This window comes from Pseudoalteromonas luteoviolacea NCIMB 1942, assembly GCF_001625595.1.
GTDB lineage: Bacteria > Pseudomonadota > Gammaproteobacteria > Enterobacterales > Alteromonadaceae > Pseudoalteromonas > Pseudoalteromonas luteoviolacea_A.
This window is the reverse complement of record NZ_AUXT01000197.1, coordinates 46,172-59,227: the sequence shown is the minus strand read 5'-3', so window position 1 is coordinate 59,227 and position 13,056 is coordinate 46,172. Positions and strand designations below refer to the sequence as shown.

General features: G+C 40.2%; 11 protein-coding genes. 5 read left to right on the top strand and 6 right to left on the bottom strand.

Annotation, left to right across the window (positions count from 1 at the left end; translation table 11 throughout):
• Window positions 1-21 precede the first annotated feature (21 nt).
• Window positions 22-1,041, top strand: coding sequence for a ferrochelatase (gene hemH / locus N482_RS19320; protein WP_063378610.1), 1,020 nt, complete (start codon window positions 22-24; stop codon window positions 1,039-1,041).
• Window positions 1,042-1,187: 146 nt separating this feature from the next.
• Here the strand turns inward: hemH and N482_RS25010 are convergent, their stop codons facing one another.
• Window positions 1,188-1,325: a hypothetical protein gene (locus N482_RS25010; RefSeq protein ID WP_155730655.1), complete on the bottom strand. Its 138-nt coding sequence runs from the start codon at window positions 1,323-1,325 to the stop codon at window positions 1,188-1,190.
• Between the two features lie 194 nt (window positions 1,326-1,519).
• On the bottom strand, window positions 1,520-1,672 hold the full coding sequence (locus N482_RS25005) for a hypothetical protein (RefSeq protein WP_155730654.1): 153 nt from the start codon (window positions 1,670-1,672) through the stop codon (window positions 1,520-1,522).
• 773 nt (window positions 1,673-2,445) lie between these two features.
• Here N482_RS25005 and N482_RS19315 point away from each other — a divergent pair.
• On the top strand, window positions 2,446-2,802 hold the full coding sequence (locus N482_RS19315; protein ID WP_063378609.1) for a ribosome recycling factor family protein: 357 nt from the start codon (window positions 2,446-2,448) through the stop codon (window positions 2,800-2,802).
• A 116-nt stretch (window positions 2,803-2,918) separates the two neighbouring features.
• On the opposite strand, the gene N482_RS19310 is transcribed toward N482_RS19315, so the two are convergent.
• The 3 genes from N482_RS19310 to N482_RS19300 form a co-directional block, all read right to left on the bottom strand.
• On the bottom strand, window positions 2,919-5,486 hold the full coding sequence (locus N482_RS19310; protein ID WP_063378608.1) for a putative bifunctional diguanylate cyclase/phosphodiesterase: 2,568 nt from the start codon (window positions 5,484-5,486) through the stop codon (window positions 2,919-2,921).
• A gap of 284 nt (window positions 5,487-5,770) precedes the next feature.
• The gene (locus N482_RS19305; protein ID WP_063378607.1) at window positions 5,771-7,177 is read right to left on the bottom strand and encodes a YfcC family protein; all 1,407 of its coding nucleotides are present in this window, start codon (window positions 7,175-7,177) and stop codon (window positions 5,771-5,773) included.
• A 121-nt stretch (window positions 7,178-7,298) separates the two neighbouring features.
• Window positions 7,299-8,852 (bottom strand): sensor domain-containing diguanylate cyclase, encoded by a 1,554-nt coding sequence (locus N482_RS19300; protein WP_063378631.1) that lies wholly within the window; start codon window positions 8,850-8,852, stop codon window positions 7,299-7,301.
• 263 nt (window positions 8,853-9,115) lie between these two features.
• Here N482_RS19300 and N482_RS25310 point away from each other — a divergent pair, with 263 nt between their 5' ends.
• The 3 genes from N482_RS25310 (at window position 9,116) to N482_RS19285 (ending at window position 12,056) form a co-directional block, all read left to right on the top strand.
• On the top strand, window positions 9,116-9,313 hold the full coding sequence (locus N482_RS25310; RefSeq protein ID WP_063378606.1) for a hypothetical protein: 198 nt from the start codon (window positions 9,116-9,118) through the stop codon (window positions 9,311-9,313).
• A gap of 38 nt (window positions 9,314-9,351) precedes the next feature.
• Window positions 9,352-9,816 carry a nuclear transport factor 2 family protein gene (locus N482_RS19290; RefSeq protein WP_063378605.1) on the top strand — a complete coding sequence of 155 codons (465 nt, stop codon included), beginning with the start codon at window positions 9,352-9,354 and terminating at the stop codon, window positions 9,814-9,816.
• A 281-nt stretch (window positions 9,817-10,097) separates the two neighbouring features.
• The gene (locus N482_RS19285) at window positions 10,098-12,056 is read left to right on the top strand and encodes a hypothetical protein (protein WP_063378604.1); all 1,959 of its coding nucleotides are present in this window, start codon (window positions 10,098-10,100) and stop codon (window positions 12,054-12,056) included.
• Between the two features lie 56 nt (window positions 12,057-12,112).
• Here the strand turns inward: N482_RS19285 and N482_RS19280 are convergent, their stop codons facing one another.
• Window positions 12,113-12,790 carry a YwqG family protein gene (locus N482_RS19280; protein ID WP_063378603.1) on the bottom strand — a complete coding sequence of 226 codons (678 nt, stop codon included), beginning with the start codon at window positions 12,788-12,790 and terminating at the stop codon, window positions 12,113-12,115.
• Window positions 12,791-13,056 lie beyond the last annotated feature (266 nt).

Below are 13,056 nucleotides of genomic sequence, written 5' to 3'. Positions count from 1 at the left end.
TAAGCCACCAAGGAGTGCTAAGTGTCCAGATTTTCAGCAATTACAGACAACCCTCATGAAAATCGCTTCAATAAAAAAATTGGAATATTAGTCACTAATTTGGGTAGCCCTGATGATGCTACTACACCCGCACTAAGAACTTATTTAAGAGAGTTTCTTTCTGACCCCCGAATCGTCGAAATTCCAAGAGTTATTTGGATGATCATTCTACATGGCATAATACTGAGAGTTAGACCGAGTAAGTCAGCAGAAGCCTATAACAGTATTTGGACTGAGCAAGGGTCTCCTTTAATTAATATCACAAAAAATCAATGTGAAAAGTTGAAGCTCCTACTTAAAGAGAAAGGTCATGATAATGTTGAGGTTGTCATGGCAATGCGCTATGGGAACCCTTCGATTGAAGCAGGTTTAGAACTGTTGCGCGAGAAAGGTATTACTAATATTGTGGTATTGCCTCTTTATCCACAATACTCAAGTGCAACAACAGGCTCAACATTTGATGCTGTTTCACGCGTTTTAACAAAATGGCGTTGGGTGCCTCAGTTACACTTTTTGAATGGTTATCATGATCAACCCAAATACATAGAGTCTTTATCTAATTCAGTTAAAGAATATCTAGAAAAAAACCCAATGCCAGAAAAAATCCTCTTTTCATATCATGGGACACCTAAGCAGTTTTTATTAAATGGTGACCCGTATCACTGCTTTTGCCATTTAACGACCAATGCAGTGATAAAACACCTTGGGTTAGATAAAGATCAAGTAATAACAACCTTTCAAAGTCGCTTTGGTAAAGCAGAATGGTTAAAGCCTTACACTGACTTTACGCTCAAAGAGCTCGCCAAAAATGGTACCAAGCACATCGCAATATTAAGCCCAGCTTTTAGCGCTGATTGCTTAGAAACATTAGAAGAGCTAGAAGAAGAAAATAAAGAGTACTTTATTGAAGCAGGTGGAGAACGTTATGACTACATCCCTGCCCTTAATGACAGAGACGATCACATAGACGCATTTTACGAAATTTTAAAGCCTCACCTATAACGATACAAGCCACCAGCGATGGTGGCTTAATGTCTTCTGAAAAATAAAAATTATCTTACTTAGCGCGCCCCTAAAATCAGCGATATGTGCTCTGTGCCATTGTTTTGGCTAGGTTGCAGTAAGTCGTTAATTGTAGAGACATAATCTTAGGGTAAATCAAGCAACGCAGCTATATGCTTGCCGTTCACTTCCAATAACTCTTTGTCACCATTTTCTCTAGCGTAACGTGTTTCAACCATACGAAATGGCACTATCTTGTCTTGCGAATTATGAACAATCAGCATGGGCTGTTGAAAACTCGAGATTAACTCTTAATTAACCCTTATGAAACATAAAACTCTGAAAATATCGCCCTAACAAAAAGGTCTCACAAGCATGGTGGAAGAATAGGTCGCCTCATCTCTAAAAGATGTAAAAGTCCCTTCTGTAATTAATCTATCAACTAGCTCAGGTGTTGGTGAGTAACATAAATTGCAAGCTACCCGCCATGCGATTGGCCCAAAACCAAAATCGGTAAATCTTTTACGTCTCGCCTATCAGACAGATAGATCAAAGCGCGGCTTGCATCTTGGGCGACTAACGAATGACTTGCCTCCCAATCAGATTCGCCAAAGCATCGATATTCCATCATAAGAATCTGATAGCCGTTCTCAATAAGCGGCTTAATAACTTTGTACCAATTTACGACGTTTTATCCGCTGCCTTGAAACACAAAAATAGTTGCTTTGGGTTTTTGAGATAGTTTAAATAAAAAGTGATTGATAATTTTTCCGTCAGAGGAAGTTAACTTGGCTGTTTCCACAATTCCCTCTATTGACTCGTCAAGCCTTTCATCTTTCGGAAAGAACACCCTGCTGAATGAACAGCCAGAAGCCAGAAGCCAGAAATAGAACAAATAAACATAAATATTTCTTGTGCATAGAACCTATCACCTCTCGTCGTCATACCAACGTCCCTGTGGAGGGCTGTAATACTTGGTCAAGCAAAGCAAGATGATATAGCTCGATACACTTTGTCGTACTTTTAATAAATCGAAAGTGAAGTTTTGTCAAAATGTATATCAATGATAAGTTCGCTCAAAGGATGTTAAGGTCAGTCATTTCGACGAGAATACTTCTCTCAATACGACCTAAATTAGACGCTGTTAATTCAATCATAGAGACGCTACCTTAATTGTAAAGTTATATAGGGCTTATAAATGTTTGTATCCGTCAGACATCATATTAATCGTGGTCATTCAACCATTGCAGTTTCACTTGCACATGGTACCACTCGATAGTTGTTTTATTTTTCATCGCACGGCAATAATTGTACTAGCTTTGTCTAACGAACACTTCTAACCACTCAAAGCACAAGATAAATAACTTTGTTACAATAGTTGTTCCGTTTCCCACTATCCTAAGTATGTTTGATATTCAATTAAATAGTTTTGTTCGTCGAGTTGAGCAAACAGATGAATTAAAAGCGTTAATAAAGTCATCAGGAGCGAAGTTAAGCCGAAAAGGCCGCTCTCGGAATTGGCGCTTACAAGGTAATTGGCAACAATTTGAGGTCATTATTCAGCATGCTCATATGAAGGATGAGCCTAGCTGGCAATGGGTGATTGAAAAGTTAAGCACTTATAAACCCAAACCAAAGATGGAAGAACTAGTTTCAATTGTGAGGCTCAGTCCAGCTATAACACTTCAAAAGTTGATAGCGCAAACTGATTGCACATTGGTAGAAGCAAGAAAAGCTTTTGATATTGCTGCATGGGAATAGTCACTTACTTAAATTCACGCTGATATCCATTATTCGATTCAAGAATCAACGACTCTGATCGCTTTGATTTTAATCAAGACACAAGCCGCTTATTTGGTGACTTGTGTCTTGTATTACTATACGTGAGTCTGTTTTACCGCTGCAAAGCTGACGCGTTTTTCCTGTTCCTGCGCATTGAACTCTTCAAGTAAATTGATACAGACATTCAAAGGTCTGGCGGGGCTGTAATAGTAACCTTGTATATGGTCACACCCCAACTCGGCTAACATCTTCAGCTGCACTTGTGACTCTACGCCTTCTGCGATGACTTTAATACCTAGTTGAACAGCCATGTTGACCAAGCAAGAAATCATAATTTGCTTGCTCTTATCCTGCATTAAACTATCTACAAATGATTTATCTATTTTAAGGTAGTCTACTTGATTATCAATTATGTGGCTGAGTGATGAATAACCTGTACAAAAGTCGTCAAGCGCTATTTCAACACCTTTATCTCGTAAGGTTTTAAGTAGCGCCCAAGTATAGCGGTTTGTCGCCATAGACTCCGTCACTTCCACGGTCACGCTTTGGTAAGGAATGCCAGCTTGTTCAATCGCAGTCGATATCAAGTCAAACTGATTATTACTCACTTTAAACTCATTAACTGACCGATTTACAGACACGCTCACATCGGTATAGCCGAGGTCATGCATATGCCTCAAGTCATGACACGCGCGCTCCAACACAAACTGCCCTATCTGATGAATAAAGCCAAACTCTTCTGCAATAGGTATAAATGCGCCAGGAGAAATCATTCCTTGCTGATCATCGAACCACCTAACTAGCGCTTCAAACTTTACAATCCGGCCACTGTTTTGATCTACGATTGGCTGATAGTAAACTTTGAGTAATTTTTGCTTAATCGCTGCTCGTAGTTTGTCTCTTAGTGCAATTTTATTTAGGTGCGCATTTTGAATTTCTTGATTGTGTAAAGAGACATTACCACGATTGTTTTTCTTTGCACTTTCAAGTGCATGAGCCGCGTTTCGGATGAACTTTGCAGCGGTTACTCGCTGCCTATAATCCAATTGTGCAATGCCCGTGCTAGCGCTCAACTCAATCGTTAATTCGTTAAACACATAGGGTTGCTTCAGTTTATCACTAAGCTTATTCGCTATATGTAGCGCACTCTCTACATTGGTGTTATCCAACAGGATTGCAAATTCATCGCCACCATAACGAGAGATTGTATCGAGTTTTCTTAACCCATTTTTCAATCGTTTGGCAACTGAAATAAGCACCTTATCGCCTATTTCGGGACTATATATATCATTGACTTCTTTGAAATGATCTAGACCTATAAACAGTAATGAACAAGGGTGGGAACGACTTCGGCTAGCGGAAATCTTTTCTTCAACAATATCCATAAAGCAGCGTCTATTAAGTAGTGCTGTTAACGGCTCGTGATTAGCATAAAACGTCAGCTGCGCTTCATTTCGTTTCCATTCAGTTATATCTCTGAATATCGCCACATAGTTGATTACTTCACCATCATCGTCGCGTACGATATTTAAGGTCAGCTCTTCGGGAAAAATTTGACCATTCTTGCGACGATTATATATCTCGCCTTTCCACGTGTTTTGAGACGAGAGTGTTGCCCACATTTTTGCATAGAATTCAGCATCATGTTTTCCTGAGGACAAAACTGATGGGTTTCGACCTAGTAGCTCCGAGTCTGAGTAACCAGTTAAACGCTCAAATGCACGATTGACCATCACAACACGATTTAAGTGATCTGTGATCATAATGGCTTCAGTCGCGTGCTCAAAAACAACATTGGTGAGCTCAAGTTGCCTATTAAGTGAATAGATATACGTGATATCCTGTATGGTTGCGCTAAATACGCGTTCATCTTCTTGTTCTTCTGAACGCTCCACATGTCCTATTACGCGAAAAAGGCCTTTAAACTGATTTCTTTCTTGGTGAGAGACATTAATGTCTACCTGATCGACCTGGCCTGTGCGCAATTTTTGCATGATTACACGCAACGCCTTTTGATCTTTCTCGATCAAGCAATCACAAAATTGCTCAAAGAATAATTCTTCGCTGGGGTAGCTTATTAGTGCTCTCATCTCTTGGCTAAAAATATGCGTATTTCTACTAATATTCCAAGACCAAGAACTGAGCCTTGCAATCCGCTCACCTTTGGCCAATTGCTTCACCAAAATTTCCTGCGCTGCAAGTTCCAAATTATGATTTAACTCTGCCCCAACTAATAAACTGAGTTCTCTAAACCAATGCTTATCGTCGCTCGAAATCTCAATTTGCTCATCAAAAAGACAAACCATGATGCCTATAGGGGTATGATCTAAAGCTCTGAGAGTAACGCCTAAGTATCCATCAATATCAAAAATTTTGAGAATTTCGTCTTCAGCATACATTTGTTGTAGGTTACAGCTGATAGAACATACACTCAGGCTATCTTTGGCGTCTTTACATGGCGTACCTTCTAAGTCGTAAATGATGTAATTCGACTTTACGCCATCTACTGCGTACGCGACCGTCTTAACTCTCGTATCTGAGTCAATAAACTTACCTATTAAACAATGAGCTGGCTGAAACTTTTCGTATATCAAGTTCAGCGCCAATTCGTAACGAGCTTCGCTACTTGGTAAATTGTAAAAAGTACTGAATGATAGCTTCATCGTTTAACAATCTTTTAATAATTATAGTTATTACTATGAACGGAAAATAATATAAATTTCAATATTAGTTTTATTGCCGAATATAAATATGAAGGTAGATCAATAAAATATCAATAAGTAATAGCAAATATATAGATGAAATAAGCTACGCCCAAAGAGCATGCACCTGTACTTTTGTTGTATTATAATCACTAATTGCACAGCGGAAAGCGGATCGCTATGATTATGTTTTAAATAAAAAAGCCGTCTAAACGACGGCTTTTTTATAAATATACAGTTTCTATTTATTCAATAATAGGTTGTACATCTAACCCATAACCGAAACTAACTGCGAGTACCAAAACAATAGATGCAGCCAACAGTAATTTACCGATTAAAGGTAAACAGAAACGGAACCAATGCGTATAAGGTACACCAGCCATACCTAAAATACCCATTAATACTGCGTTAGTCGGGATGATCATATTTGAGAAGCCATCACCAAACTGATAAGCAAGTACTGCTACTTGACGAGGTACACCTACTAAATCACCAACAGGTACCATTAAAGGCATTGTCACGTATGCTTGACCAGAGCCTGAAGGAATGAATGTATTTAAGAAGGTTTGAATCACTAGCATGCCTACCGCTGAAATTTCGGCAGCTACGAGTGATAACGGTGAAGACATCCCATACACCAATGTATGCAGAATTTGGCCATCTTCAAGGATTAAAGCGATACCTCTGGCGACACCAATCAGCACAGCAGTTGTAACTAACTCAGATACACCTTCAATAAAGCGTTCAGCTGTTTCGTCTGCTGACAATTTACCTAAAATTGCAATTACGACACCCCAAGCGACAAACAATCCACCTAATTCATACAGGTACCAACCTTTTGTCGCGATACCCCAAACTGCGATACATAGCGTTACGATAAAACTGAACAAAATAGTCTGATGGCGCTTGTTCAATTTTGGATAATTTGGTTTTGCTTGACCCTCTAGTGGACAAGGGACACCAATCATCATTGATTTGCTTGGGTCTTGTGCAACCTTTTTAGCGTAGCTCCACACATGATGAAAGCCAATAAGCACAAATGGGATGAATATTGCTAAGCGAAGCTCAATACCTGAATAAACTGGGATATCTGCGATTTGCTGCGCTATTAGGACTGTAAAAGGGTTAAATGCTGAAACACCATATCCAATGCCATAACCTGCCACAATCATACCAACAGCCGTCATTGCATCTAGCTTCATCGCCTTACATAACGCCACGAGTATCAAAACAAATGGAATATACTCACCCGCTGTGCCTATGGTGCTTGATGCCAACGCAAAGCAAAATACAACCATAAAAATAAGTCGCTGCGGCTTAGTACCATGCTTCTCTAGCATTCTACCAATAAGCGCATCAACTGTACCAGTTGCACGCGCAATACTCAGCACACCACCTACAATAAGAACAAAGAAGATTACATCTTGAGCTTGAGCAAAAGCTTTGGGAATGGAAGTTAGTAAGTCCCAAGGGGTAAGGTACTCTTTGTGTTCGACTAACTGATAAGTGCCAGCAACAACCATTTTGCGGCCGCTGTCTGTAACACTTGTCTCAAAAAATCCTTGCGGCACTACCCAAGTAGCAAGTAGCGCAACCACCATCATGCCAAGTAATAGCACGAGCGTGTGTGGCACTTTCAACTGTTGTCCCATTTACTGCTCCAAATTAATAATATTGTAGTTTGGCGCGCATATTACCCACATTTACGACAAAGATCATTGCTTAAGCTAAAAGATTGTAAATGAAATGCGTTTTATCGCGCAAAAAATACGATTAAACACTGTCTATGCAACAGCTTCTGTTTCTACCTGTCTGTTTTGCTCGGTACAGTGCTTTGTCGGCAAGCTCTATTGTCTGCTCTATCGTTGTGGTGCCACGTTGCCAATGAGATACACCTATAGATACCGTAATTTTTATACCTTGGGGCATAGTATACTCAAATACTTGTTTTCTAAGCCTTTCCGCAATGCACATCGCTTCATTCAAGACTATTTTTGGCAAGAACATAAGAAACTCCTCCCCACCGGCCCGACAGATAAAATCATCCGACCTTGCATTACACATCATCAATGCCGCTAACTCTTTCAAAACGCTATCTCCGGCGCTATGTCCGTATATATCATTGATGCTTTTAAAATGATCAATATCTATCGCCAACACAGATAAGCCGAGTTCACCACGAATAGCACTTCCTAACCAATGCTCAAGAGATAAACGATTGTGCAAAGAAGTAAGCTTGTCTGTTTTGCGATCAGTATCAAGCGCTTTGATGACGCGCCTGACTGAACGATTACTTTGTAACAGTGTATGTTTGAGATGTGCGGCCTCGAAGTACCAAGCAAAAATGCGCGTCGCATCCGTTTGTTTACTATTAAAAGTTGCAAGCTGCTTAGCTAACAGCGTAAGCGGCTTAGCGATTTGTACACCCGCAACCAGTGTTAATGCCAATATTAGTAAAGTAAGAGGGATGCTCGAGTATATGACCACTCTATGTGTAGCTCCTAATTCATTCAGTATTGATGATATAGGTCGTTGACTAACTACTCCCCAACCTGTCATTGGGATCGGCGCAAAGCCTGCTATCATCTGAATACCTGCACTATTTACTATCTCGGATGCACCTGTGTGCCCTTTTAAGACCTTTTCGACAACTTCATTACCGTAAACTCGTTCTCCAATTCTGTTTTCGTCAGCGTGATAGAGTATTTGTGACTGCCCATCAACAACATACAAATATGAGCCGTCTTCATGATGGTGCCTGCCTAATAGCCGATTTAGAATGGTCTTACCCTGCAAGTAAATGCCGCCAGCGACGAATCCCATGTACTCACCTTCGGAAGATGTGATCGGGTAAGTCGGACTCACCATCAAGTTACCTGCTGGGGACATACGCGGATCTAAAACGATGGGCTTTTGCTGTTTGACTTTCTGAAGCTGCGCGAAAGAAATTGATTTTCCGAGAACATTAAGGTCAGGTTTAACGGCCACTATTTGCCCCTGAGGGTTTACGACCATCAAGGAATCAAAACTGTTTGTTTGGTTTAACAATCGCTCCAACTCTCGATTAACCTCAGGCAGGTCATCGAGCCGCTTTGATATTTGATATGCACTGACATTTAACTGACTATTTACGGACTGTAAAAACAATTCAGTCACCTGCGCAAGCTTAGCTGCATATACCTGATTGGCATGTAGAGTATCCTTAATGAAAGCATTTCGATGTACCTGATAGCTTGCGAAAAGCGTATTGACAGATGTCAATAATACACCGCATGTTGCTAAAGCTAATATCAGCTTCTTCAAATCAACTCGAAAGGCTTTTTTCATCGAGTTTTTTATTTTGGCTTTCACTATAAACTGTTAAATATGTTTCCCTACGAATTGCTAAAATTCTAACGTACCAACCTTTTACGCATTTATTCTAGGTCAATGTTTTTAGAATATTTCGATATCAATGCCCAGCTAATCTCTAGTCTTAAGTTATACGTATAATAGAATTACAACTGAATTACGGTTGGTTGTGTGGTTGTTCTGGTTAAAGGTAGAGATTCACTTTATAATGGCTAATCCAAACTTAATGTAGGTCTGTAATGAACAAAAAGAGTAAAACGAATCCTTTAGTAACCCACTTGACTATCGCAATCGCGGCACTCGCGTTTTTGTGGCTGTCTACAGATGACAAAGATATCTTAGTGCTTGGGAACTCTTTGATTTTGGTTTACATTGTCTACGCACTTGCATCTAGATTTATACTTAACAAAAAGAAAAACAAACACACTCAAAAATAAGCCAATTCTGGAAGCCATTTACATATCAAGGATCCACAATGAAATACTTACTGCTGCCTCTAGTACTCTTGGCCGGTTGTAGCGCCACCTCAACTATAAACGAAAATACCAAAAAACTATGTGAGGATACACTCTATAAATATACAGAGGTAAGAGACAAGGGAACGACTGCACAGTATGTGGATCTGTTTACGGCTGACGCCGCATTCAGAGTTGAGCGGCTCGGTATACAATTAAACGGAAGCCAAGAGCTTGCTGATAGATTTGAATCCGCAAGAGCAAAAAACAAGTCTGTCCATTTGTTAACTTCAAGCGAAGTTTATATGTCTTCTGAGGGCCAATTAAGTGCTACCTCAAACTTCATCTTGTTCATGAAAGACAAAATGGCCACCGATGGCACCAAGTTGCTTTCGGGCAGGTACATAGATAAACTTGTGATATCACAAAATAAATGCAAATTATCGGATAGAGATGTTGTCGTAGACCGCATTGACACACTTTAATTCGCTCGGATACAAACTCGTTTTGTCGGGTTTTTATCATTAAAATACATTTTCAAATATAATCACTTTGGTCAATTTAACCTACAAATACCTCAAATTTAGTCTACATTCTACTATGCTATTCGCTCCTGCATTTTCAACATGGTCGGAAGAACTTAAGATATGTGTCGAATGCTAGCACAGCGCTTTTGAAAACGTATTATCAAATAAATCACAAGGATTGAGCGGGTTGTTTGGATGTAATAGCAAAACAGTTTAAGTTAACCTTGTAGGCATGTGCTATGAAATTCAATAAACCATTACAATATCTTGTGTTGGGTTTAGCGCTTTTGTCATTGCCTGGCTGTTTAGACAATGACGATGATGACCCTGTTCCAACGCAGCAAGATACACAAATCACAGTAACCCCTTCTTTGGGGTTGATCAAAAATGCAAATATTCAAATACTTACGCTTAGCAATAATCAACCGGTAGCAGGTGCTACTGGCAGCACTGGCGACACCGGAAGTGCCACCATTACAGTTCCAGCAGGAACAACAGGTCCGTTTGTGGTAGAGGTTGTCCCAACCAGTGGATCTGAGTATTTTGACGAAGCAAAGGCAACGTTCTTACCTTTACCCTCAGATACTAAACTTCGTGCCATTGTATCTAATCTGCAAAGCCAAGTTGGCGTAACCACGCTCACAGAAATTGCTGCAAACTCGATTTTGTCGGCTAATGTCACTGATGCAAGTGCCGTGAATGCTGTCAATGAGCAAATTCGAAAAGCGTTGGCCCCAGCCCTAGAAAGTATCTTACAAGCGCCACAACTCATCTCCGAAAATGTTGAAGGGTCCGTAAATAATGACCAAGGTGGTATATATGCGGTCACGCTCGCAGCGCTGGCAAAGCTAGGCGCATCTCAAGATAACCCAGCTCTGGCAATATTAAACAGTCTCAAAGCAGACTTTTTAGATAATGCGCTTGATGGCAAAGTAGGTGACAAAGCCTTCCAGAGCCCTATTTACAATGCAGACTCATTTATTAGCGACTTGTCAGCTCAAATTACCAAATACGCAAACAGCTTTGGAGTAGCCGATTTAGCAAGTGACATCAATAGCACGTTTCTTCTTAACGAAATTAAGAAGACGTTGGAAGGTTTAGAGGAAATTCTAGACGGGCTGAATTTAGATGATTTGAACTTTGATTTCATCCCTGATGGTTTTTTACCCGATGATGACGATGATCAAGGTAATGATGATACCAGTGCCACTTTAACGATCACAGGTACTACTACCACTGCTGGTATCACGACTGAACTTCCCGCTATTTCGGTGAATAATGTACCCGCTCCAAACCCTGAAGATATTAATGCCATTGAGCAACAGATAAAAACACAGGTTGAGTCACAAGGCATTACGGTCACTAATCTTGAGTTTGAATTAGTCAGTGCCAGTAGCGAGAAAGTAGTGGTAAGTGTCAAGTACTCATTCTCCACTTCTGGTGTCACCGTTACGGCGGACCTAACCTATACATGGACACCTGGATTTACAGATGATGATTCATCTGATGATGACTCTTCAAATGACGATATGTTACCCGATGCGTTAAGCGGCAAGATATTCACGCTGACCTTTAACTTAACCGAAAGTGGTTCATCATATACCGACGGTCAAAAAGTAATGTTTACCTTCTCTGGCTCTGGCAAGCTATTTATTAATGTAGCTCCCGACGCATCAAATGGAGATGAAATTACCATAGATGGATTCGATAAAATGGGTGACGAATATAACTATAGTGACGAAGCAAACGGATTCAAATATTCGGTGGCTGTGCTAGATGGTAAACTCCATGAAGTGAATTTGTTTGCTATTGGCGGTGGTTTACTGGGTCAATTTGTAGAGCAAGCTAGTGGCGGTGAAATACCTAACCTAGAGCTTGTATCAGCGCTTGGAGGTACATATACAGTAACAGGTGATGGTCATAGCAGAGGCACTGTGATAATTGACAAAAATGGTACAGTTGACTTTGACTCAGGTGTCAGTTTTGCGCCGAGTGATATAGTCGCAATATTTGACAGACGAAATATTACTGAAGAGCCCAGAGTGCAAATTAACTACGGTAGTGATGACAGTGGGCCATCCATTAGAATATTCTTAAACAGTGACCTACAAACCATCAAAATGATAGTTTATAGCAATCAAAATGAAGGGGTTGAAGTTAGCGTTACTGTTCAACCCGTAACAGGCGGAGGAAGTTAACGTTAGCTATACAACAAGGTTGGGTCACAGCTTCTGACCCAACCAATTTTTTCTGTTCAACTGCAATCCCAAGTGTACCAAACTCTAGAGAAGTCCAGTTTTTGTAAAGCTTTTGGCTCGACGAAGAAGTTCGCGACACCACAATCTCCCCACATAACCTCTACACCTTCATCATCCTCACTATCTAGCTGAAATAACAAGACCCAATTCTCGCCTGGCTTTTCATACCCCCTAGGATCCTCTTGTATAAAGTGCGCATATCCACCAATTTTTGAGCCCATGCTCTCAAAATTATCGTAAAGATACTCACCTACTGATTCATCCATTTCAAAGACGTCACCGCAGATCTTCTCAAATCGATAGTCAGTCGGCGATTCAAACTGCAATGAGTATTCATTCGCAATTGGAAAGTCCGAATCTAAAGCTGCACAAGGTAGCCCCTTTTCTAGAAATGACACGTCTTTAACGATCTCTTTATGGTAAATAACGCGATAACCATAAGCCTGTTCAATGGCCTCATCTACTCCGACATCATAACCCATCCCGAACATTTCATCGTCATCCTCAACAAAGAACTGCAAGATCCCTTGAGTTGGATAGCCCTCCAAAGCTGGCACCTCCTCAAAATTAATTTGTGCCAGTAAAACTAAAGGCTCCGCATTCTTATTACATGGATAGGTCTTATCCTTTGGCCAATATGGTTTACCTGCGAATTTGCTACTCCATATATGCATCGGTTCTTGTGCATTTGCTCGCTACCCAATTCAAACTTATTGGCTTTTTCACCAAAGTTGTTCAAGCTTAACCCTTTCGTTGAAGAACACAATTTTGTCTACAGATTGAGTACGCCGATTTACCATATTTTCATTTCCTTTGGCTTGAATGATAAAAGACAAAGTGCATAAAGTTTTTTGTTTTTCGGTCAAATAGTCGATTACTTGAAAACTTTGGCTAAGCTGTTTAAATCTACATCAAAAAATTCAAATCGCATAAAGCATAT

Bases quoted from the DNA above. Each gene is read 5' to 3' on its own strand.
- N482_RS25010 (WP_155730655.1), bottom strand. From the start codon at position 1,325: ATGCTGATTGTTCATAATTCGCAAGACAAGATAGTGCCATTTCGTATG.
- N482_RS25005 (WP_155730654.1), bottom strand. From the start codon at position 1,672: ATGATGGAATATCGATGCTTTGGCGAATCTGATTGGGAGGCAAGTCAT.
- N482_RS19315 (WP_063378609.1), top strand. From the start codon at position 2,446: ATGTTTGATATTCAATTAAATAGTTTTGTTCGTCGAGTTGAGCAAACA.
- N482_RS19310 (WP_063378608.1), bottom strand. From the start codon at position 5,486: ATGAAGCTATCATTCAGTACTTTTTACAATTTACCAAGTAGCGAAGCT.
- N482_RS19305 (WP_063378607.1), bottom strand. From the start codon at position 7,177: ATGGGACAACAGTTGAAAGTGCCACACACGCTCGTGCTATTACTTGGC.
- N482_RS19300 (WP_063378631.1), bottom strand. From the start codon at position 8,852: ATGAAAAAAGCCTTTCGAGTTGATTTGAAGAAGCTGATATTAGCTTTA.
- N482_RS25310 (WP_063378606.1), top strand. From the start codon at position 9,116: ATGAACAAAAAGAGTAAAACGAATCCTTTAGTAACCCACTTGACTATC.
- N482_RS19290 (WP_063378605.1), top strand. From the start codon at position 9,352: ATGAAATACTTACTGCTGCCTCTAGTACTCTTGGCCGGTTGTAGCGCC.
- N482_RS19285 (WP_063378604.1), top strand. From the start codon at position 10,098: ATGAAATTCAATAAACCATTACAATATCTTGTGTTGGGTTTAGCGCTT.
- N482_RS19280 (WP_063378603.1), bottom strand. From the start codon at position 12,790: ATGCATATATGGAGTAGCAAATTCGCAGGTAAACCATATTGGCCAAAG.